The 20,940-nt window shown below is 67.0% G+C and carries 18 protein-coding genes, 1 tRNA gene and 2 pseudogenes; 13 read left to right on the top strand and 8 right to left on the bottom strand.

Annotation, left to right across the window (positions count from 1 at the left end; all coding sequences use genetic code 11):
• The first annotated feature begins 54 nt into the window (after nt 1-54).
• From DL519_RS11035 to DL519_RS11010, 6 genes are all read left to right on the top strand, one after another.
• Complete coding sequence (locus tag DL519_RS11035; RefSeq protein WP_190814449.1) at nt 55-1,221, top strand: acyl-CoA dehydrogenase family protein; 1,167 nt, start codon at nt 55-57, stop codon at nt 1,219-1,221.
• Nucleotides 1,221-2,141 (top strand): hypothetical protein, encoded by a 921-nt coding sequence (locus DL519_RS11030; RefSeq protein WP_190814448.1) that lies wholly within the window; start codon nt 1,221-1,223, stop codon nt 2,139-2,141. Before DL519_RS11035 ends, DL519_RS11030 begins: the two co-directional genes overlap by 1 nt.
• 392 nt (nt 2,142-2,533) lie before the next feature.
• Entirely contained in the window at nt 2,534-3,583 is a 1,050-nt protein-coding gene (locus DL519_RS11025) for an LLM class flavin-dependent oxidoreductase (RefSeq protein WP_190814446.1), read from the top strand.
• Entirely contained in the window at nt 3,570-4,322 is a 753-nt protein-coding gene (locus tag DL519_RS11020) for a PIG-L deacetylase family protein (RefSeq protein WP_190814444.1), read from the top strand. Before DL519_RS11025 ends, DL519_RS11020 begins: the two co-directional genes overlap by 14 nt.
• Nucleotides 4,323-4,606: 284 nt before the next feature.
• Entirely contained in the window at nt 4,607-5,464 is an 858-nt protein-coding gene (locus DL519_RS11015; RefSeq protein ID WP_223838755.1) for an IS982 family transposase, read from the top strand.
• Nucleotides 5,465-5,538: 74 nt separating this feature from the next.
• Entirely contained in the window at nt 5,539-6,798 is a 1,260-nt protein-coding gene (locus DL519_RS11010) for an IS701 family transposase (protein ID WP_190814442.1), read from the top strand.
• 1,144 nt (nt 6,799-7,942) lie between these two features.
• On the opposite strand, the gene asnB is transcribed toward DL519_RS11010, so the two are convergent.
• Nucleotides 7,943-9,787 (bottom strand): asparagine synthase (glutamine-hydrolyzing), encoded by a 1,845-nt coding sequence (gene asnB, locus DL519_RS11005; RefSeq protein ID WP_190814440.1) that lies wholly within the window; start codon nt 9,785-9,787, stop codon nt 7,943-7,945.
• Between the two features lie 314 nt (nt 9,788-10,101).
• Here asnB and DL519_RS49850 point away from each other — a divergent pair.
• From DL519_RS49850 to DL519_RS10985, 4 genes and pseudogenes are all read left to right on the top strand, one after another.
• Nucleotides 10,102-10,702: pseudogene (locus tag DL519_RS49850) on the top strand (DUF4437 domain-containing protein).
• Nucleotides 10,677-11,297, top strand: a complete 621-nt coding sequence (locus tag DL519_RS48560; protein WP_190823913.1) for a DUF4437 domain-containing protein — start codon at nt 10,677-10,679, stop codon at nt 11,295-11,297. Before DL519_RS49850 ends, DL519_RS48560 begins: the two are co-directional and overlap by 26 nt.
• A 351-nt stretch (nt 11,298-11,648) precedes the next feature.
• Complete coding sequence (locus DL519_RS46180; RefSeq protein WP_223838754.1) at nt 11,649-12,017, top strand: hypothetical protein; 369 nt, start codon at nt 11,649-11,651, stop codon at nt 12,015-12,017.
• Nucleotides 11,939-12,889, top strand: coding sequence for an IS110 family RNA-guided transposase (locus tag DL519_RS10985; protein ID WP_263399622.1), 951 nt, complete (start codon nt 11,939-11,941; stop codon nt 12,887-12,889). The genes DL519_RS46180 and DL519_RS10985 overlap by 79 nt, the downstream gene beginning before the upstream one ends.
• Before the next feature lie 289 nt (nt 12,890-13,178).
• Here DL519_RS10985 and DL519_RS10980 read toward each other — a convergent pair whose 3' ends face one another.
• Together DL519_RS10980 and DL519_RS10975 are read right to left on the bottom strand one after the other, a co-directional pair.
• Entirely contained in the window at nt 13,179-14,012 is an 834-nt protein-coding gene (locus DL519_RS10980; RefSeq protein WP_190814436.1) for an alpha/beta fold hydrolase, read from the bottom strand.
• Nucleotides 14,013-14,947: 935 nt separating this feature from the next.
• Nucleotides 14,948-16,192 carry an ISAs1 family transposase gene (locus DL519_RS10975; protein WP_190814435.1) on the bottom strand — a complete coding sequence of 415 codons (1,245 nt, stop codon included), beginning with the start codon at nt 16,190-16,192 and terminating at the stop codon, nt 14,948-14,950.
• Between the two features lie 232 nt (nt 16,193-16,424).
• Here DL519_RS10975 and DL519_RS10970 point away from each other — a divergent pair, with 232 nt between their 5' ends.
• The 3 genes and pseudogenes from DL519_RS10970 to DL519_RS10960 all read left to right on the top strand — a co-directional run bounded on the left by DL519_RS10970 (nt 16,425) and on the right by DL519_RS10960 (nt 17,720).
• Entirely contained in the window at nt 16,425-16,757 is a 333-nt protein-coding gene (locus DL519_RS10970) for a hypothetical protein (protein ID WP_190814433.1), read from the top strand.
• A 141-nt stretch (nt 16,758-16,898) separates the two neighbouring features.
• Nucleotides 16,899-17,390, top strand: a pseudogene (locus tag DL519_RS10965) (FGGY-family carbohydrate kinase); the annotation flags it as partial.
• A 223-nt stretch (nt 17,391-17,613) separates the two neighbouring features.
• Nucleotides 17,614-17,720, top strand: a tRNA-Pro gene (locus DL519_RS10960).
• 85 nt (nt 17,721-17,805) lie between these two features.
• Here DL519_RS10960 and DL519_RS46175 read toward each other — a convergent pair.
• From DL519_RS46175 to DL519_RS10945, 5 genes are all read right to left on the bottom strand, one after another.
• Nucleotides 17,806-18,270 (bottom strand): transposase, encoded by a 465-nt coding sequence (locus DL519_RS46175; protein ID WP_223838752.1) that lies wholly within the window; start codon nt 18,268-18,270, stop codon nt 17,806-17,808.
• Nucleotides 18,270-18,398 carry a hypothetical protein gene (locus tag DL519_RS48555; RefSeq protein WP_263399621.1) on the bottom strand — a complete coding sequence of 43 codons (129 nt, stop codon included), beginning with the start codon at nt 18,396-18,398 and terminating at the stop codon, nt 18,270-18,272. Before DL519_RS48555 ends, DL519_RS46175 begins: the two co-directional genes overlap by 1 nt.
• 289 nt (nt 18,399-18,687) lie before the next feature.
• Nucleotides 18,688-18,873, bottom strand: coding sequence for a hypothetical protein (locus DL519_RS46170; RefSeq protein ID WP_223838751.1), 186 nt, complete (start codon nt 18,871-18,873; stop codon nt 18,688-18,690).
• Between the two features lie 193 nt (nt 18,874-19,066).
• Nucleotides 19,067-20,104 carry a tyrosine-type recombinase/integrase gene (locus DL519_RS10950; protein WP_190814431.1) on the bottom strand — a complete coding sequence of 346 codons (1,038 nt, stop codon included), beginning with the start codon at nt 20,102-20,104 and terminating at the stop codon, nt 19,067-19,069.
• The gene (locus DL519_RS10945; protein WP_190824610.1) at nt 20,101-20,568 is read right to left on the bottom strand and encodes an AbrB/MazE/SpoVT family DNA-binding domain-containing protein; all 468 of its coding nucleotides are present in this window, start codon (nt 20,566-20,568) and stop codon (nt 20,101-20,103) included. The genes DL519_RS10950 and DL519_RS10945 overlap by 4 nt, the downstream gene beginning before the upstream one ends.
• Between the last annotated feature and the right edge of the window lie 372 nt (nt 20,569-20,940).

The following is a 20,940-nucleotide window of genomic DNA, read 5'->3' as shown; positions in this document are numbered from 1 at the left end:
CGTTCCGGCAGCCGGTAGCTGATTTATCAGACGTTTGGACTCAGGGAGCTAGCGATGCTGACGGCGGCGCCGTGGGACGAGCCCGACGAGCTGACTGAAGTGCGCGGCATGGTCCAGCGGCTCCTCGGCCGCCACCTCCCCCTCGACCGAGCGCTCGAGCTCGACCGCACAGGCTCGTTCGACCGGGCCACCTGGGAAGCCCTGGGCGCGGCGGGGCTGCTCGGCCTCGGCGCCGACGAGGATGCCGGTGGCAGCGGCGGCACCGTGCGGGACGCGGTGGCCGTGACCGAGGAGCTCGCCCGCGTGCTGCCCAGCCTCGCCGTCGACTATGTGCTGAGCGGCATGGCGATGTGGATGCTCACCGACGCCGGCAGCGACCGGGCCCGCCGTTGGCTGCCGGACATCGCGTCCGGCCGGAGGATCTGCTCGTTCGGGCTGAGCGAGCCCGGTGTCGGCACCGACCTGCTGAACCTGGCGACGACGGCCCGTGAGGTCGACGGGCAGTGGGTGGTCAACGGCCAGAAGACCTGGATCTCCCTCGCCAGCGAGGCGGACGTGGTCTTCACGCTCGCGCGCACCGATCCCGCCGAGCCGGCCCACAAGTCCCGCGGCCTGAGCCTCATCGCGGTCCCGACCGACCAGGACGGCGTGACGATCCGGCGGGTCCACCTCGCCGGCATGCGTGCCGCCATCACATGCGAGGTCTTCCTGGACGACGCGTCAGCACCGCTGGACAACCTCGTGGGCACGCGCGGCCGCGCGATGTCGATCCTGGGCCGGACACTGGACGTGGAGCGCGTCATGGCCGCCGCGATCAGCCTGGGTATCGGTCGTGCCGCGCTCGACCTCCACGTCGCCTACGCCGGCGAGCGCACCGCGTTCGGAAGGGCCATCGGCGCCTTTCAGGCCGTGGCGCACCCGGCGGCCGACTCGATCTGCGAGCTCTCGGCGGCGCGGGCGCTGGTGGACTCGACCGTGCGCATGATCGGCCGAGGCGAGCCGGCCCTTGCCCACTCGGCGATGGCCAAGCTCAACGCCGCGGAGGCCGCGGCACGCATCGTGGACCGGGGCATGCGGGCCATGGGCGCGATGGGTCTCGCCGATGAGTCAGCGATGCAGATGTACTTCCGGGACGCCCGGCTGCAGCTGTTCAGCCCGGTCAGCAACGAGATGGTACGCAACGTCCTCACCGAGTCGATGGGCCTGCCGAGGAGCTACTAGTGTTCGATGGCATCGACGCCGTCATCCTGCCGGCGCACGACATCACCGCGCTGCGGACGTTGTACGTCGAACTGTTCGGCTTCACCGAGATCGCGGAGACCGACGTCTCGGACCCGGCCTGGCAGCGGCTGTGGCACCTGCCCGCGGCGGCCACCCGGTCGGTGCTGCTCGGGAAGCCGGCGAGCGACGGCGGCTGGATCCGGCTGGTCGAGGCACCTGGGCTGCCCGCCCCCGCGCCGGCCGGGCGGCCGGACCGGGTCGGCGCCTACGCGTTGGACTTCTACCTCCGCGACCCCGCCGGCGTCGAGGCACGCATCGAGGCCGGCGGCTGGACGTTCCGCTCACCGGCCGTGCACTACGCCCTGCCCGGCACCGACATCCCGGTCCGCGAGCGCATGCTCGACCAGCCCGTCTCCGGTCTCCTGCACGCGATGGTGCAGTACCGCGGGCGGGGCACCCGATGCGTGATCGACCAGGATCCCGGCGTGGACGCCAGCGAGGTCGTGGCAGCGATGTTCGTCACCGACCGGTTCGAGGAAGCCGTCACGTTCGCCACCGACGTGCTGGGCGGACACCTCTACTTCCGGGGCCGGTTCGACGGACCCGCGGTCGAGCGGATGCTCCACCTGAGTCCGGGGGAAGGCCTCGCCGCCGCATTGTTCCGCGGCCCCGCGTCGCGCAACGCCCGTCTGGAATTCGCCAAGGCGATCGGGTCCGGTGCGGCGACCGCCCCGCCGGACCCGGTGCCGCGGGTCATCGCCAGTTGCGCCGTGGACGACCTGGCGGCCATTGCCGGCCGGCTCGCCGGCGGACGGCACGGTCCCACTACCGGAATCGTGACCATCGAGGGAGTACGGCGCCTCGGACTCGCCTCGATGTACGGCGCGACGTTCGAGTTCCACGAGCGCGCCGGCACCTGAGCCGGCCCGGGCCGACTGGACCGCCCTGGTCGTTCTCGGACCGGCCGCGGATGACGCACGAAAGCCCAGCGCACCACCGGCCGGGCCGGGGTGCGCTGGGCCCTGACGAACCGAGGTTGACCACGCAAACTTTGATCTCTACGGTCAAGGCGCTTAGGTACCGGGCCAGGATGGAGGAGTGTTGTCTTCACCAGAACCACCCGGCGTCGACGTGCAGTTGGGCCAACACAAAAATGCCGCCTGTACGTTGACTTTGAGCCGGTACTCCGAAACTCCGGCCGCGTAGTGGCGATGGTGCTCGACGTGATGCTTCACGACTACGAGGCATCCCACGGCAAATCCCGCTTCTCGGCGGCGAACACCGGGCCCGTCACGCTCGATGTCGAGGCATCGTGACCCCCCGCATTACATACGGCCCCTGGGGCGAGACGCTCGCCGAGTTGGCAGAAGCCACCCGGGCTGCCGAGCGTGCCGGTGCCACCATCGCGTGGTTCCCGGAGTTGCACCGGAGCGCCACCGTCACCGCCGCCGCGGCGGCTGCCGCGACATCGGAGATCGGAATCGGCACGGCGATCGCGCTCGCATTCGTCCGCAGCCCGCTGATCACGGCGCTGGAAGCTCTCGACATCGACGAGCTGTCCGGCGGCCGGTTCCGGCTCGGTCTCGGCTCGGGCGTACAGCGCGTCATTGAGGACTGGCACAACGCACAGTGGGGCAAGCCGGTCGCGCATCTGCGGGAGACGATCGCCGTCGTGCGGCACGTCGTCGCCAACGCGCGCAGCGGGGCGGACCTGCTGGTGGAGGGCGAGTGGGAACGACTGCGAATGCGCGGCTTCCAGCGGCCCTTCCCGCAGACGCGGACGGAACTGCCGATCTACATCGCTGGCGTGGGACCGGCCATGACCGCGCTCGCCGGCGAGGCCGGCGACGGCTTCATCTCGCACGAACTGTGCTCGCCGCGCTATCTCACCGAACGCGTCCTGCCCCGGCTGCGTCAGGGTGCGCAGCGCAGCGGCCGACCGTTACAGACGCTGGACGTCACCGTCTCGGCCTGCTGTTCGATCGACGACGACTCGGTGAGCGCGAGGCGGCGTGCCGCCGGCCTCGTCGGGTTCTACGCCTCCGTCCGAACGTACGCCGACTTCTTCGCCTTCCACGGGCTCGCTGAGGATCACAGCCGGGTGAGCGAGGCGTTCCGGGGCGGCACGCCGGCCGACCGTCTCGGGTCGCTGGTGAGCGACGAGGCCGTCGATCGGCTGACGATCTCGGGTACGCCGGACGAGGTGCGAGCGCGGCTCGCCGCGTACGAGGGTTTGGCCGACTCGGTGAAGCTGACGCCGCCGACCCACGGGCTCGCCGCCGAGGAGATCCGTATCGCCCAGTCCCGCATCTTCGACTTGATCTTTGATCTGACTGGGGTACCGCGTCATGACCGTCACTGAACTGCAACTTGCCGACCTGGACGAGGACTGGTCCTCCGCGCTCGCGATCGTCGCGCATCCGGACGACATGGAGTATGGGGCATCGTCCGTCGTGGCTCGCTGGACGTCGCAGGGCAAGCGGGTGGCATACGTGCTCGCCACGAGCGGCGAGGCGGGGATCGACGGCATGTCGCCGGCCGAGGTGGGGCCATTGCGCGAGGCGGAGCAGCGGGAGTCGTGCCGGCTCGTCGGGGTGTCGGACGTCGAGTTCCTTGGCTTCCCAGACGGCGTTATCGAGTACGGGCTGCCCTTACGCCGTGCGTTCGCCGGGGCGATCCGCCGGCACCGCCCGGACGTCGTGGTCACGGGCAATCACCGGGAGACATACGGCGGCACCATGCTGAACCAGGCCGATCACATCGCCAACGGACGTGCGGTCATCGACGCGATCCGCGACGCGGCCAACCGGTGGGTGTTCCCGGATCTGCTCGACGCCGGTCTGGAACCGTGGGGCGGCGTGAAATACCTGCTGATCGCCGGTTCGTCGACGCCGACGCATGCCGTGAACGTCGACGAGCATCTTGCCGCGGGCGTGGCGTCGTTGCGGGCGCATGCGGCCTATCTCGCGGGTCTGGGTCCCGGCTTCCCGGAGCCTGACGAGTTCCTGGAGTCGTACGCCCGGATGGCGGGCGCGAGGGTCAGGTGCACGTTCGCGGTCAGCTTCGAGGTGTTCCGCATGGGGTGGGATTCGATCGCCTGATCCCGATAGGTGCAGCGCGGCTTCGTGCTGGACAAAGCAGACTGGACGGAGCAACTCGGACGACGGGAGTCAGCGATGACCACAACAGACCCAGCCGCCAATGCGGCACAGCGGTTCTGGGCGCTCGGCGACTACTAGATGATCGATTCCAAGGGATACGGGATAGCGAGTAAGAGCGAGGGCGTCCATGATCGACGTTGTCTAGGCAACGAGACCATGGAGGCCACGTGCACGTCGATCTGGACACCCTCGCGACCGCACTGTAGTGCAGGATCGACGATGAGATGAAAGCGTCCCCGCAGCTCAACCGGTGGCGGCCAATGGTCGGGATCGCCCCGAAGATCACCGACGCCGAGCTGATCACCGTGTCGGTCATGCAGGTCCTGCTCGGCTATCACAACGAGAGCCGCTGGATCCGCTACGCCCGGAAGTCGATCATCCACCTCTTTCCCCACCTGCCGAAGCAGCCCGGCTACAACAAGCGGCTGCGGAATCTGACCACCCAGCTGGCCCACTTCATCGCGGTGCTGGTCACCGACACCGACCTGTGGCAGCACCCGATCCGCATCGCCGACTCCACCCCGGTGCCGTGCGGCATGTCCCGCGAGACGGCCCAACGCTCCGACCTGGATAGCTGGGCCGGCTACGGCTACTGCGCCTCCCACTCGCGGCTGTTCTGGGGCCTGCGGCTGCACCTGGTCACCACCGTGCACGGACTGCCGGTCGCGTTCGCCCTGACCAACGCCAAGACCGACGAACGTGAAGTCCTCGTCGACCTGGTCACCATGAAACCCAACATGTTCTACCACCCGGACGGGCTGATCCTGGTCGTGGACAAGGGCTACCGCGACCGCGACACCGAAACCTGGCTCAACGACAACGGCATCACCGTGATACGACCCGCCTACCGCACCGAACCACCACGCCCCGGCCGCAGCCTGCTACGCGCCGTGCGGCAAAGCATCGAATCAGTCAACGACACCTTCAAAGGCCAACTCGGCCTTGAAGACCACGGCGGCCGCACCATCACCGGCGTCGCCGTCCGTGTCCTGCAACGCATCCTCGCCCTCACCGCCGCGATCTGGCACAACTGGCAAACCGGCCAACCGGTCATGCGATCCCTGGTCGCCTACGACCACTGAACCCTTGGAATCGATCATCTAGTACTTCGTCGGATCTTGGGCATGAAAGCTATGGCCGAGATGTTGCAATATGTATGAGACCAGAACAGATTGCACAGGTCCGTCCCCGGCTGGTCGAGTTCACCACGACCATGCTCGGGGAGTTGAACGGTTACCACCAGCCAGCCAAGGGCGAGTTGTATGTACGGGGACTGCTGACCGACGGGCGACGTAAGTCGATGCAACCCATGGCCGAACGGCTTGGCGTAGACCACCAACAGCTCCAGCAGTTCATCACCTCCTCAAGCTGGGACCACGAACCGGTACGCGCCAACCTCGCGAGGTGGGCGGCCCAGACGATCGACCCGCAGGCGTACGTGGCCGACGACTCCGGATTCCCCAAGGACGGCGACGCCTCGTCATGCGTGGCACGCCAGTACTGCGGGGCGCTGGGCAAGAAGGCCAACTGCCAGATCGGGGTCAGCGTCCAGATGGTCGACGACCACGCGTCCCTGGCCGCGAACTGGCGGCTGTTCTGCCCCGAGTCGTGGGACGACACGACGGTCAACGACGCCGCCCAGGCCGCGCGGGTCCGTACCCGCCGCAAGCGTGCGGGCATCCCAGAACAGGTCCGCCACCGGGAGAAGTGGCGGCTGGTGCTGGACATGCTCGACCAGATGAACAACGAGTGGGGCCTGCCCAAGCTGCCGCTGACCGCCGACAGCGGATACGGCGACGCGACCGAGTTCCGGCTGGGGCTGGAGGAACGCGGCTACCGGTACGCGGTCGCGGTCCAGCCCACCGCCAGCGCTTACCCCCTCGACGCCACGCCGGAGCTGAAGCCCTACGGCGGCCGGGGCCGCCGGCCACGGCCGCGCTACCGCATCGCACCCGCCAACCTGCGCGAACTGGCCCTGGCAGCTGGACAACCCTCCTTTGTGGAGGTCTGCTGGCGTCACGGCACCCGCACCAGCACCACCAACCCCACCGCGGCGATGACCTCGAACTTCCTGGCCATCCGGGTCCGGCCAGCCAACCGGGACATCCCCCGCGGCGACGACGGCACCCTACCCGCGCGGTGGCTGCTGATCGAATGGCCTGACGGTGCCGCCGAGCCCACCGACTACTGGCTGTCCAACCTGGACGAGGACACCCCGCTGGTCGATCTGGTCCGCCTCGCGAAGATCCGCTGGCGAGTGGAACACGACTACCGCGAACTCAAGACCGGCCTGGGCTTGGACCACTTCGAGGGCCGTACCTTCACCGGTTGGCACCGTCACGTCACCCTCGTCTGCCTGGCCCAAGCCTTCTGTACCCTGCTGCGCTTGGACCCAAAAGCCCGTGCGCCGGCGTGACCCTGTACGCCGTACTCCGCGAGTTGCAACTGCTGCTCGCCGTCACGACCGGTGCCTGCCCTACCTGCAAACGCCCATTCGACGTCTCCCGTGCCCCGCCCGTACTTATCGAGGAAGCCCGTTAGTCAAGATCCGACAAAGTACTATTAGAAACACCACACCGGGGCAGGCAAGACAGAAACCCTTGTGCCGTATACAGTCTGACGGCTATCGCAACACGACAACTAAGCAGACAGAATGTGACGCAGGTCATGGAAGTGCAGCTCCTCGTTGAGGGATGACCAGCCCCTTTTTTCTTCTCGTCCCCGGCCAGGGTGGGCAGCCAGAACCGGCGGCGGCAGTCGGACCGCCGGTGCAGCCCGGTGCAGGCGTCCGTGACGGTCATCAGCCCGACATCCTGGGCTCATCCCGCCCGGCCGGCGCGCCCACCTCATCGGTGGCCACGTGGGGTCACTCGGGCCGGTCCTCGAAACTGATGCGCCACTTCCGGCACGGGGGTCGCCCCGATCGGTCCTTCGTCCACGGCTTCTCCGAGAACCATCGAGAACAGCACGAGGATGTCCTGGGCGCTTTGTCGGCGGCGCGGTTGCCCGCCTCGTCCTGGGTGGCGCAGCCGTGCTCGGCGAAAAAGAACCGGTGCGGGTCATCGGGAGTTGGTTCGGGCTCGGACCGGCGGGCCGGCCCCGGCGACGAGGCGTCGTGCCGGTGCCGGACGCTGAGCGCCGGGCGGGTGCTGCGGGTCGGGTGGCTTCGGCCACGATCCGGTCGAGGCCGGCGCGGGAGAAGCGCAGCTGCTCGCCCAGGAAGGTACACGGCACGAGGCGGCGGCCGTCCGACGGCGCAGCCACGACTCCGGCACCCGCCGCCTGCGCCAGGTGAACAACACCGCGACCGGATCATCCGTAGACGGTCCCGCGCCGTCCGCCGCACCTGAGGGACTGTCCGAGGTGGCGTACCAGGGCGAGCGGACGGCGGAGGTGTCCTGGGACAGGGCTCGCGCCCGGTCTGGGCGCGGCCGAACAGCAGATCGGCCACCGCCCCGGCGACGGTCCTGGTGAACAGCCGGTCGCCGTGGCGGTTGAGGAACAGCACCGGGTTCGTGCGCCGTGCACGCCTGGGATGTTCGCGCACCTCCCCACCCCGGCTACCAGGCCGGTTTCACCTCGTACGCCGCCGTCCAGTTGTTGAGTCGCAGCGGGACCTCAGTGAACCACATTCGCTCCAGCATGGTCGACACCCTGTCGGTCGGAGCGGCCACGAAATCGCGGATGGCCTGCGCGTCGAGCAGGCCCGGCGTGGACGGCTCGGCCGCGATCTCGGCGAGGGCCCGTTTGATCCACCGGTCGTAACCCAGGTCCTGTGTGGACGGGTACGGGGCCTTGCGCCGGGTCACGATGGACGTGGGCAGCAGGTCCGCTGTCGCCCCGCGCAGCAGGGACTTCTCGCGTCCGTCGTAAGTCTTGAGCGACCACGGCGCGTTGAACACGTACTCCACCAGCCGGTGGTCGCAGAACGGCACCCGGACCTCCAGGCCCACAGCCATGCTCATCCGGTCTTTCCGGTCCAGCATCAGCGGCAGGAAGTGGGTGATGTTCAGGTAGGACGCCGCCCGCATCCGGGCGTCGGAGCCGGTCTCGCCCGGCAGGGTCGGCACCGCGGCCAGCGCGGTGCGGTATTCGTCGGCGATGTAGGTCTCCAGATCCAGCGCCGTCACCAGGTCCCGGTCGAGGAACGCCGTCGACTGCACCACCACCGGACGCTCGGTGACAGCGTGCCACGGGAAGGTGTCCGCCGAGGTGGCGCGCGGGTCGTGGAACCACAGGTAGCCGCCGAACACCTCGTCGGCCGTCTCGCCGGACAGGGCCACTGTGGACTCCGCGCGCACCGCCTTGAACAGCAGGTACAGCGATGGGTCGAGGTCGCCGAAGCCGTACGGCAGGTCCCAGGCGCGCAGCACGGCGTCGCGGACACCAGGGGCGACGAGCTGCGCGTTGCCGAGCACGATCTCGCGGTGCTCGGTGCCGACGTGCTTGACCAGTTCCCTGGCGAACGGCGCGTCCGGAGCCTCCCGGAACTCCTCGGCCACGAAGTTCTCCTCCTGGCCGACGAAGTCCACCGAGTAGCTCCGCACCCGCTCGTCCTGGCCGCGCTGGGCGAGCGCGGTCAACGCGCTCGAGTCCAGCCCGCCGGACAGCAGCGTGCACAGCGGCACGTCAGCGATCATCTGCCTGCGCACGATGTCCTCGAGCAGGTCCCGCACATACGCAACGCTGGTCTCCGCGTCCTCACCGTGCTCCGTGGACTCCAGCTTCCAGTACCGGTGCTCGGTCAGTTCACTGTGACGCACTCGGACGAAATGCCCCGGCCTGACCTCGAAAACGTCCCGCAGCGGAGTGCGACCCGGGATCCGTAGGTACGACAGCACGTCCCGCAGACCGTCGAGCGTCACCACGGCTCGGACATCCGGGTGCGCCAGGATCGCCTTGGGCTCCGAACCGAACAGCACGCCGTCACCGAGCCTGTGGAAGAACAGCGGCTTGACGCCGAGCCGGTCGCGGACGAGGAGCAGCTCCTCCGAACGCGAGTCCCATAGCGCGAACGCGAACATCCCGTTGAACCGGGTGATCGCGTCCGCACCCCATTCCAAATAGGACCGCAGCACCACTTCTGTGTCACTGCGGGTGTGGAACGAGTGTCCGCGCTTGGTCAACTCGACACGCAGCTCCTGGTAGTTGTACACCTCGCCGCTGTAACTCAGCGCCACCAGCGGGGTTCCGTCCTCGGTGGTCTCCCGGCTGGTCATCGGCTGCGCGCCACCGTCAAGGTCGATCACCGACAGTCGCCGGTGGCCGAGGCCGACGCGTGGGCGTAACCACATGCCCTCGGCGTCCGGACCGCGCAGAGCCATCGTGGCCGTCATCGCGCGCAGGGTAGAGGCGTGGTTGGTCAGGTCCTGGTCGAAGGAGACCCAGCCGGTGATGCCGCACATGTCATTCCCGCCTGTCCTGCCCGTAGGGATGTTGACGTATGGGCGAGCATAGCCGCGCGCGGCTATGCGAAACAGGTTGTCCTTGAGGCGAAAACGGATCGATCACATCGCGATCTTCAAGCGCCACGCCTCGCCATGATCTTGAAACCACCGCACCCCAGGACCGCAGCTGCGGGAACCCTTGACCGAAAGAGTCCGATGATGAAAGATGTCATGCGGTGGAGCGGAATACCTTTCCAGTCAATGGAATTCCCGCTTGCCGAGAGAGTGTTGTTTACTCTCGTGAGGGAGGTCCTCGTGCGCCCCCATGTTGAATGATCCAAGAAGATGACTACATCTGGCACGGCGCGGAACTGATCGGCGGCGAGGGACCAGCCAGCGAGCGCCGCCTGTCGGTTGACGAGGAGGACGGCTCCTCCTCGCTACGCATCGACTTCCACACCGACTGGGGCGCGGCCCGGGTATCTACCACGCCAACACCGAGTACTACGTGCTCTCCGGCTCCGTGAACTACGATGGCCGCGAGATGGGCGAGGGCGCCTACGTCTACGGCCCAAGGGCGTCCCCACCGGCGCGATCACCTTCTGCGAAGGCTCACGGATCCTCCACTACCGGGAGTACGGCGACGCCGGGTTCGATCACGTCGACTCGTTGGCGGCGCCGCGGTGGGACGACGTGTGCGAGGACGTCATCGTCGTCGACAGCGAGGCGATGAACTGGGACGCGGTGCCCAACCCAGGCCCCATGCCGGGGCTGTTCATCAAGTACCTGCACGTCGACCCGCTCACCGGTTTCTACACCCGGCTGGTGCACGCTCAGGAGGGCTGGGCCGACCACCGGCTGGACCCACCACCCGTGCTACGAAGAGGCGTACACGACGCTGGGACTGATGGAGTACAACTTCGGGACCCTTGACCTGGGCACGTACTTCTTCCGACCCGCCCGGGTCAAGCACGGGCACTTCACCTCGCTGGAGGGTGGCGCCACCTGGCTGCTGCGGTCCGACGGGGAACTGCGCAACTGGTACACCCAGAACGAGTGGGTCCGCTGGGGCGGCGAGGCGATCAATTACGGCGAGGGCGACGGGATGCGGTGGTCGCAGTCCTCGCACGACCTGGCCGACCGGCCCACCCGCCGCAGCGCCCAGGACCTGCGGACCCTGCGCCGGGCCCTGGAGCACCAGTGGGAAACGGGTGCGAACGACGACGACTACGTGCCGCACGGTCAGGGCACCGACCCGAGCCTGACAGCGATCGCGAAGGCGCTGGACATCGCGCGGCTACAGGGTGGCCGCGGCGGCGAGCCTGGGCACGACCACGAGCCGCTCGCGGTGGAGTGGGGTGCCGACCCCTCGACGCTGGAGCACCCGGACCAGCGGGTGGATGCCCACGCGCACAAATGGGGCCGGGGGCGGCCGTGGAAGGAACCGGCACCCATCCCAGGACCCAACATCTCATCGCTGCCGGTTCGTAGCCGCTCGCGCGGCCGGTGGGACGGCGACGGGATGTGAGCACCGCCCCGGACGGCGCCGGCTGTCGTTGCGGGACGCCCTGATGTCGATGTCCGTCGCTCGGGGTGTGAGAGAAACCGCGTACCGAGGATCGCCTGCGCGAGCCGCTACGATTTCACCTCAGCCACCCTGACCCCCTGGGACGCCACGATGGCGTGAAAACTGGGGGCGGGTTGCCCGCCGACGCCGACGCATCCTTGGTCGTTGAGGCCGTGTCTCAGCCTGGCGCCGGGGCTTTGACCAGAAGGGTCACACACTGTTGCTTCGAGCACGCCGAACAGAATTTCGGTTCCCCTACCGAGGCCCCCGGGTAGCCCACCCCCTATCCGCAACTTCGGTGAAGGAGCGCATGTGCCGGTGATGGGAGTCCCCGAGCAGATCGAGGACGAGGAGCATGAGCAGCGACTGGAACGGGTCGCCGCGATCGATATGGCCAAGGCATCCGGGAAGGTGTGCACCCGGGTGCCGCACGAGTCGAAGGCCGGTAAGCGGGTCACCCTGGTGTGGGACGTGTCGGCCACCACCAACGCGATCTGCGAGTTGGCCGCGCACCTGGTCGAGCAGCGCATCGAGCGGGTCGTTCTGGAGTCCACGTCGGACTACTGGCGGCCGTCTACCTGTTGGAGGCCGCCGGGCTGTGCGTGCGGCTGGTCAACGCCAGCGACGTCAAGCAGGTCTCCGGCCGACCGAAAACAGACAAACTGGATGCTGTGTGGTTAGCGAAACTCAACGAACGGGGCATGCTGCGCCCCTCTTTCGTGCCCCCAGCCGATATCCGGCGGCTGCGTGACTACACCCGGCTGCGGCTGGACCTGACCCGCGAACGTACCCGACACAAGCAGCGCATGGAAAAGCTCCTCGAGGACGCGCTGATCAAACTGTCGACGGTGGCCACCGACATCTTCGGCAAGTCGGGCCGGGAGATGATCGAAGCGCTGATCTCCGGGAACAACGACCCGAAGCAGCTGGCCGGGCTGGCGCGCGGCCGGATGCGGGTCAAACACACCGCCCTGGTCCAAGCCCTGGACGGCCGCTTCGATGACCACCACGCCGACCTGGCCCGGATCCTGCTCGACCAGGTCGACGGACTCGACACCCAGACCCAGCGGCTGACCACCACCATCGATGGACTGATCGCGGCGATGCCCACCGCCGTGGCAAGCGATCAGGCACCCACCGACACCGGCAGTAACGGATCCCAGCAGCAGCCCACCACCACCCTGTCGGCGATCGCCCGGCTGGACGAGGTACCCGGCATCGCCGAGCACGCCGCCCAGGTCATCATCGCCGAACTCGGCCTGGACATGGCCCAGTTCGTCACCGCAGGGCACCTGGTGTCCTGGGCAAAACTGTCCCCGCGCACGATCCAGTCCGGGGCCAAACAGCGCGGCGGGAAGACCGGCAAGGGCTTTCCGAACAGGGATCCTCGGAGAGGCCGCCGCCGCGGCTGCGAAAACCGACACGTTCCTCGGCGAGCGGTACCGGCGCCTGGTCAAACGCCGAGGGAAACTCAAAGCCCTGGTCGCCGTCGCCCGATCCATCCTGGTCATCGTCTGGCACCTGCTGAGCGACCCCACCATCCGTTTCCGTGACCTGGGCCCGGACTTCTACACCCGCCGCGTCAACACCGACCGCAAAATCCAAAGCCTGGTCCACCAACTCGAAGTCCTCGGCCACACAGTCACCTTGCAACCCGCCGCCTGACCTAGTGTCCCGCGCCGTAAATTTTTTTCGATAATTTGCCGCTCTGTATCCGTTGTGCCGCAACGGAATTTTGTCGCTTAACATGTACACGAACTTCGGGCGCAGGACACTAGCTAGCCGGCGAACATCCACAGCCCGGACCGTTGACACGGGTCCCGGGTCGATGCCGCATGCCCCTCACCCGACGTGGTCACCGTTGTTTTCCGAACAGTCGGCAAAGAATTCTGCGAGCGCTGCGGCCAACACCGCCGGATCCGGGAAGTGCTTCTGGCCCTCGAGAACGCCGCGTCGGCCCAGCGACAGCGAGGCGACCATCACCTCCGCCGCCCTGTCCATTCCCGTCACCCACATGCCGGCGTTCGGAGCACGACCTGCGGTACCGGTCAGGACCAGCGTCGGCTGCCGGATGGTTGCCAACCGCGCCAGGTTCGGCTGACCGGAACCCAAGCACGCCGCGTCGTAGGCGAGGGTGTGCGCGATCGACAGCGCGTCGTTCGAAAACGGCTCCGATCGGGCTTGGACGACGCCCTCGTCGGACTTGGCGACCATGCGGAAGAACAGTTCGAGTGCAGCGCCGCGCTCGCCGGCCGCGAGTGTGGTCTGCAGCGCGTCGGCGTAATCTCGCCGCCGCCGTGACCACTCCGCGGACATGTTGTACGGCACGTCGTACACTGCGATCTTCTCGATGCCGGTCAGTCCGGCGGCTACCGCCTCGAGCGTGAGCGCGCCACCCGAACACTTGCCATAGAGGTACCGCGGTTCGTCGAGGGTCTGGATCAGCGCCGCCAGATCCTCGAACTCCCGCTCGACGGCGTACGGGAGGATGTCACCACTGTCGCCCCGTCCGCGGCGCGCGTAGTTGAGCACCGTGAACCGGCGGCTCAGCTCAGCGGCGAGGCGGACGTGCTCGGTACCGTCGCCCAACGCGCCGGACACGAGCACGAGGCCAGGTCCGCTGCCGCTTCGTTCGTAGGCGATGGACGTCCCGTCCTGCGACGTAACCCGGTCCACGGCTCAGGCCGTCCCGCCAGTAGTCGCCGCCGGCTCCGCCCGCCGGGCGAGGTCGACCAACGGCCGACGACCCGGCTGCCGCCCGATCGCGTCAACCGCTTCGCGTCCGGGCGTGAACTGCGGCGACGGTTCCAGCCAACTGATCGCAGGGCTGGGGCCACAGCCGGTGGTGAATTCACGTCGAGGGTTGTCGTCAAACGAAGCAACCGTGATCAACCAGAGCTGGTCGGACAATGCCATGGCAGAATGCCCCCATTCACATGAATGTGTCGGCCAACCGCAATGACTGTACTCGGCGAGCAGAGATCTGCACAGGGTCCCGGCGTTGTTTGCTTATGTGCGCTTTGATGGTGTTAGGGTCCATTTTCGCCTACCCAACTCCCACCCAATTCCATCTCAACCTGCGGCATCTGGCGCCCACTCGACCTTGATCATGAGGTTGGCGGCAGTTCTGGAGATCAAACTTGCCGCCAACCTCATGATCAACAGCGCGGCGGGGGCGCTCGCCGGGCGCGGCAACGGCACTCATGCACGCCGCGATCTGCGACCACGCCGACACCTTGGCCGGCAAACCACAACTAAAGTGGAGATAAAGGAACAACGCCGGGGCCCTGCTGCGAGCCCCGCCCCATTTAGGTCACGCAAGCGTGCGACCATCGTTTCGAGCAAAGGACTAACTGCATCCAGGCTTGAGACCTCGGCCGTAGGTGCTTTGAGCCGAGGATCGCCAATGGTAACCACGCCTTCGCTCGCTATACCCGCGATCCAGTCCTGGCTGCTCCGCGCTAGTGTCATTGGTAGGCTGACCCCTCTTCGTCTAGAATGCTAGCTTTCGCGGATGGTTTTCGCCGATGTCCCTGACTAGGCCCTCCAGCCTGCGGGCTACGCGTCGGTAGCGATCGTCGGATCGGACTTGGATCGGGGCCAGGAGAACGTCAAAGTCGGTTTGTGCTGGTAGCGGTGGTGATGATGGGGAGGATTCGGGTTCTGTCGGCGGCGATGCGTTGTAGGGTGCGGGTGATTTGGGTGATGCCGGCCAGGCGGAGTATGCCGAGTGCGAGGTTGCGGAGGGTGGCCATGACCTGTGCGCCAGTGCCTGCGTAGGCGTGTTGGTGGTCCTCGTGGTAGACGGTGTCGCGGACCCAGTGCGATTTGTTCTCCACGCTCCAGTGTCGACGGACCAGGGCGGCGATCTGGGCGGGGGTGGCCAGGTCGGCCGACAGGCTGGTGACGCCGTGCACGACCTCCTTGGATAGCCGGTTGCCGGCGTGGTCGAAGGTGTCGCGACGGATCCGAAACACTTGTGCCGCACCAGGAAACTCGATCCCGTCGGCGGGAGCGGCCCAGATCGCGCGCCGGACGATCTTGCCGTTGCTGCGGTCGATCTCGACGTGGTGCTCGCTGCCCGGCTTGGCGGGTGGCAAAACGGTGGTGATCGCCGCGAGCAGCGCGGGCTGGTTGCCTTTCACGGTGAGGGCGTAGGCACCACCTCGCTCACAGACGATGTGGGCCGCGGTGGCGTGCTGGGCATGCGCGGCATCCCCGGTGACCACCACATTGGTCAGGTCAACGTCTTTGAGCAGCGCGGCCACTTGCGTGATCTCGTTGGTGTCATGGGGGATACGCCGCTGTGCGATCACGACCGCCTCCTCGTGCAGCAACGCGGAGAACAGCTTGATCTCGCTACCCTCGGCACGGCTAGGAGCGATGGTGTTCCGCACGACCTTGCCGTCCATGGCCACCGCAACCACCCCCGCATCAGCGCCCTCACCGGAGCCGCTGGAGCCGTCCGCCCGACGGGCAAACGCTGCCGCCATAGCCTGCTCCCGCATCCATTGACATACCCGTGCATCGGCGGCGTCGGCGTCGATATCGTGGGCCAGCCGACGCATCGTCGGCTCGCTGGGCACTACATACCGACCGGTCACCGGATGCAGGCGGCACCCGGCGGCCGCCAACAACACCACTGGCAGATCCACTGCCTGATCAGCGATCTCCCGAAAGTTGCGGGCACCGGCCAACACCGCGAACACCATCACCGACAGCACCGCACCAATCGTGTGCCGAACACCCCGCGGATCACGCGGATCAGGCACACCAGCAAGCAGCTCAACCAGCAACCCAACCGCGGACAAACCGGCCTCCAGCAGCGGATCCTGCCGCTCAGCAACGGCTAACACGGGCGACGAACACGAGACGTGCGACACTGACAACGGTGGCCTTCTTCCTGGTGACGATCGTGGCGTAGGAACCTTGATCATCCCAGGCGGAGGCCATCACCCATGTTCGGACTAGGCATCGACCACGTACACACCAGACTTCACACCAAGATCACCGACTTTGACGCTCTCCTGGGGTGTTAGGCGTGCCGACTGCGAAGCGACTGGCGAACCCGAGGCTTTTCGGCCCGAGGTGGGTGCGGTCGCCATCGCGGGCGAGGACGAGCAGGTCGGCGCACTCGGTGGCGGCGACGAGCTCCCGTTCGACACGTCCGACGCGGTGCACGCGGTTGCAGGGACGCCCCAGTCGGTCCGCAGCGGCCCGGAGGAGCGCCTCAGCGGAGGCGGTGGCCTGGTCTTCGAGCCGTGTGCTGGGATCGCGCTCGGGATGGGCGCGGCCGAGGAGGCTGGCGTAGGCGCCGTGTGCCGCGCTCGGGATGTCAGCGGCGCTGACGTGAAGCAGGACGATCCCGGCGCCTTCGGGCGTGTAGGTGCGGGCGGCATCGGCGCTCGTACAACTGGATAATCGCCCGCGACGAGCAGCGTGCAGCCGTCGACTTGAGCCAGCGCTGCCAAGGCTTGCTACCGGAGGATAGCCTCGACCTCATCCGGCCTGAAAGCCTCCACTCGACTGTCCGGCATCGGCGGAACGGCGCGCCGCGCGGTTATCGTCGACGACAACGGCGGCGCCTACTTCGTGCCCGCATTCTCGGGTCTGTTCGCCCCGCACTGGCGTTCCGACGCCCGCGGCGCGATCGTCGGCCTCGCCCGCAGTCTACCGCGGCCACCTGGCCCGGGCGGTCCTGGAGGCCACGGCGTTCCAGACCCGCGAGGTGATCGAGGCGATGAACGCGGACTCGGGTGTGCCGCTGAAGTCGCGGAAGGTCGACGGCGGCATGGTGGTCAACGAGCTGCTGATGCAGTCCCAGGCTGACATCCTCGGGGTCCTGGTGATTCGCCCGGTGGTGGCGGAACCGACGGTGCTGGGCGCCGCTTACGCGACGGGCCTGGCGGTCGGCTTCTGGACCAGCGAGGAGGACATCCGCTCGAACTGGGCGAAGAACAAGCAGTGGGACCCGAAGATGCCTGAGGAACTCCGTATAAAGCAGTACCACGAATGGCAGAAGGCCGTGACGAAGCCTTCGGCTGGATCGAGTGAGCGGTCTCGCGCAATTGTCATTGCTCATCACAGTTTTGCTGGTCAAGTTAGCGTGGAGTATGCGCCCCGATGCCCAGCATGGTTAGGCGTGAAGGTCAGCTCTTGCCAAGGGGATGGGATCCGCCCCGAGTCGTCTTCAGATGATCCGTTTTGACGCTGGCGATGGGAGGAAAATGGGAGGATTGTGTTGGCTTGGGCTGCGTTGTACTGCGCTGAACTGCAGCGGGCTGCGCCGGTTTGTCCTGCGGTTTCTCGGTTTTCGCTGGTCACTGTCTCTTGTGGACTTGACTGGGGGTCAAGGGGTCGCAGGTTCAAATCCTGTCAGCCCGACGGTGAAGAGGGTCTTCGCAGGTCAGAGCCTGTGAAGACCCTCTTTTCGTGATCATGGTTCGTTCTTCGGAGTCAAGCACGCCGCTCATCGACCCCTTGACTTCGGAGCTTGGACATTGCGCCTGCCGAAAACCTCATCCGTGCAGGTCAAGCAGCATGTTGATAACTCTTGGATGATTCGTGCCAGGCGGTCGTGTGGGCGTATGTTGAGGTCGGCTATCCGATCGGAGTCGGTGATCCGTTGAGGGGCGGCGCGTAGCGGTGCTGCCCGGTTCATGGCCTGGTGGGGCCGGTGCGCATTGCGGTGCTGTTCAAACTCGTGGAGCGCGTGGTGGAGATGGCGCTCGTTCCAGATGAAAGTCCGGTCGAGGAGTTCACGGCGAAGTGTCTGTACCCACCTCTCTATGATCGAATTCATCCTGATCCGGATGCCGCTGAGGACGATTTGCATGCCGGCGTCGGCGAGAATCTGGTCGAAGAGCTTGGGAAACTTCGCGTCGCGGTCCCGAATCATGTATTTGGCGTGGGCGCCGGCGTCTTCCAGGTCCATCACGAGGTTCTTCGCAGCTTGGTCACCCAGCCGGCGGTGGGTTGTGCTGTGGTGCCGAGGATCCGTGCGCGGCGGCTGGCGTGCTCGATGACCGTGAGGATGTCCTGGCGTTGGCCGGTCACGGTCATGGTCTCGATGAAATCGCAGGCCAGTAGTGCATTGGCTTGGGAACGCAGAAACTCGGCCCACGTAGTGGAAGCCCGGCCTGGGCAGTGTCGATGCCTTCGACCTTCAGGATCTCCCAGACAGTGGACGCGGCAATCTGGACGCCGAGAGTGGCAAGCTCGCCGTGCACTCGTCGGTAGACCCAGCTGGGTTTCTCGCGTTCCAAGCGAAGGACGAGAGAGCGGATGGAACGTACGGTGGGTGGGCGCCCTGGCTGCTTGGGTCGGCAGGTTTTCGCGTGCCGCTGTTTCATCAAGTCGCGATGCCAGCGAAGGACGGTGTCAGGTCGGATGAGTTCCTGCCGAGTTGTCGTTCGAGGACAGTGATCTGGTGGCGCAGCGCCAAGATCTCCGCATCTTTGGCGCGGTCGCTCATCGGGAGTAAGCGAAGCGCGGCGAAGGCGTTGGTGGCAGCAAGGTAGGCGAAACGCAGCAACACGACCGATCATCATGCCGCTAGGGCAACCGGCGGGAGACTGCAAGCCCGATGACCTGGGCGGACGAGATTTCCGGCAGGCGCACCGTGGTAACGATCGGGGGTCATGGTCGTTTTGCCCACCGCAAGCATCGGCGCGAGAGGCCCGGATGGGTGCCGGGCCTCTCGCGTTGGGTGGCTGTCGGGTGTTCGGGTTTTAGGTTGTTAGTGGGTGGGGTTCTCCGGTGAGTGCGGCGAGTGCGCTGGCGATTTCGTGGATGCTGGCTCGGGTGTAGGTGGTGGTGGTTCCGGAGTCGCCGTTGTTGTTGGTGTGGCCGGCGAAGGCCCGGGCCACGGCGTAGCCGAAGTTACGTTCGACCCAGGTCAGTGTGGTGTGGCGAAGCCAGTGGATGCTGATCTGCTGGGTGGCGACCCAGGGGAGATGGTTGCCGAGTCGGGTAAAGAGGTGATCGTAGCGTCGGGTGGTGATGGGGTCTCCGTTGGTGTAGCGGAGGAGTTGTCCGCCTGATGCGGCTGCGCCGCGTTGTTCGGCGTGGTCGCGGAGGTGGGTCATGAGGGTGGGGGAGACGGGCTGCCAGCGGACGGTGCCGCCTTTTTCGTGGAGCAGGATCAGGCATTGGTCGGGGTCCAGATCTCGGGGTGTGAGGGCGAGTGCTCCTCCCCGGCGGCAGGCTGTTTCGGTGTGCAGCCGGAGGATGAGGGTGTCCAGTACGGGGTCGTTGCCGGTGGTGGCGGCGACGTGGTTGATCTCTTCCAGCCGGGAGTCCGGCAGGCCGCGGCGTGTGCTGGGCAGGCGGCGTGGTTTGGGCACTTTCTTCGCGGGGTTGTCGGCCTCGCTGATCACACCGTCGTCGACGGCATGGTTGTAGAGGCAGCGCAAGGCTGCGATGAGGTGCTCCGCGGCGCCGCGTCCGCCGCGGGCGTTGCGGCGGACGACCACCTGGCTGCGGATCTTCTCGGCGAGCTGCTTGATCTCCAGCGGTGTCGGTTTGTCCAGTCGCCTGTCGCCCCATTCGGTCGCTACGCGTTTCCAGTAGGTGCCGTACACGCGCCGGGTTCCGGTGCTGACGGCGTCGGAGACCTGGGGGATGTACTCGGTGAAGGTCGGAGCGGGTGGTCGCGTGGATGGGGTGTTGACGAGGTCGTCCGGGGAGACGCCGAGGCGGGCGAGTAGTACCCGGGCCGCTTCGATTTCCTCTGGGCTGGCTCCGGATGTGATCTTGTTCTCGGTCATGCCGGCTCGCCGCCCCGCACCGTGGCGTGCCGCTGCGCGAGGGCCTCGTCTACGGCGGGCAGTGGGTCGACCAGCAGCATGTCCCGCCGTGGGTCGGCGACCAGCAGGACCGAATCGCCTGTGCGGATGCCGCAGCAGGCGCGGGCTGTGGCCGGGATCATGATCTGTGGTGTGCTGGGCAGCCGGTGGATCCCGCTCTGGTCTGGTTGCAGGACGATCGCTCCTGCGGTGACCCGGATGGTCAGCAGCTGGGCCGGCTGCCACTCCAGCGTGTGCAGGACCGGCGTGGCCGAGACCCGGCCGGAAGGATCCACCCGGGCCATCCCGTAGGTCACCGGCAGCTCGCGGTGCCGGGCGATGACCGGCAGAGGCAGACCGTGGCCCTCGCCGCGCCCCGCATCCGTTGGAGAGCCGCGGTCCGTGATCGCGGGCGGCACCAGCCCCGTGATGATCCGCTCACGCATGGCCACCGCCCCGGTGACCCGCGAAAACCCGGAAAAAAGCGGCTGCGGACGCAGAAAGCCGCGACAGCTGGAGCGCCGTCGCGACACGGTGTTCAAGCACTCTTCGCGCTGGGGAAATCTCACCAGTTTTTGTGTCCGAGGGGCCCCTCGATGGCGGCGATGCCGTCCCGGCCGATCGGGTGGCCCAACTGCTAGCCAAAGCGCAGGTTCCGATGGTGGTGCTTAACGCCTGCCAGTCCGGTGCGGTGGGCTGTTCGCCGCCGAGATGTGTGCCGATGACCGCGCCGTTGACGGTGCTGATGACGAGGGGATGAAGATGCCCCGTCGGCGGGTGCCGATGGGGCTGGGATCTTCACGGTGTCGTCGTGGTCG

The organism is Saccharopolyspora pogona (genome assembly GCF_014697215.1).
Taxonomy (GTDB): Bacteria; Actinomycetota; Actinomycetes; order Mycobacteriales; family Pseudonocardiaceae; genus Saccharopolyspora; species Saccharopolyspora hattusasensis.
The sequence above is the reverse complement of the archived record's forward strand: the minus strand, read 5'-3'. Positions and strand labels throughout refer to the sequence as shown.

Excerpts from the sequence above, each read along its gene's own strand:
- asnB (WP_190814440.1), bottom strand. The coding sequence starts at position 9,787 with ATGTGCGGCATCACCGGCTGGGTCTCCTTCGACCAGGACCTGACCAAC.
- DL519_RS46175 (WP_223838752.1), bottom strand. The coding sequence starts at position 18,270 with ATGGACCTGGAAGACGCCGGCGCCCACGCCAAATACATGATTCGGGAC.
- DL519_RS11015 (WP_223838755.1), top strand. The coding sequence starts at position 4,607 with ATGAAAGCGTCCCCGCAGCTCAACCGGTGGCGGCCAATGGTCGGGATC.
- DL519_RS11010 (WP_190814442.1), top strand. The coding sequence starts at position 5,539 with ATGAGACCAGAACAGATTGCACAGGTCCGTCCCCGGCTGGTCGAGTTC.
- DL519_RS11035 (WP_190814449.1), top strand. The coding sequence starts at position 55 with ATGCTGACGGCGGCGCCGTGGGACGAGCCCGACGAGCTGACTGAAGTG.
- DL519_RS48560 (WP_190823913.1), top strand. The coding sequence starts at position 10,677 with ATGGAGTACAACTTCGGGACCCTTGACCTGGGCACGTACTTCTTCCGA.
- DL519_RS11020 (WP_190814444.1), top strand. The coding sequence starts at position 3,570 with ATGACCGTCACTGAACTGCAACTTGCCGACCTGGACGAGGACTGGTCC.
- DL519_RS10950 (WP_190814431.1), bottom strand. The coding sequence starts at position 20,104 with ATGACCGAGAACAAGATCACATCCGGAGCCAGCCCAGAGGAAATCGAA.
- DL519_RS48555 (WP_263399621.1), bottom strand. The coding sequence starts at position 18,398 with ATGACCGTGACCGGCCAACGCCAGGACATCCTCACGGTCATCGAGCAC.
- DL519_RS10945 (WP_190824610.1), bottom strand. The coding sequence starts at position 20,568 with ATGCGTGAGCGGATCATCACGGGGCTGGTGCCGCCCGCGATCACGGAC.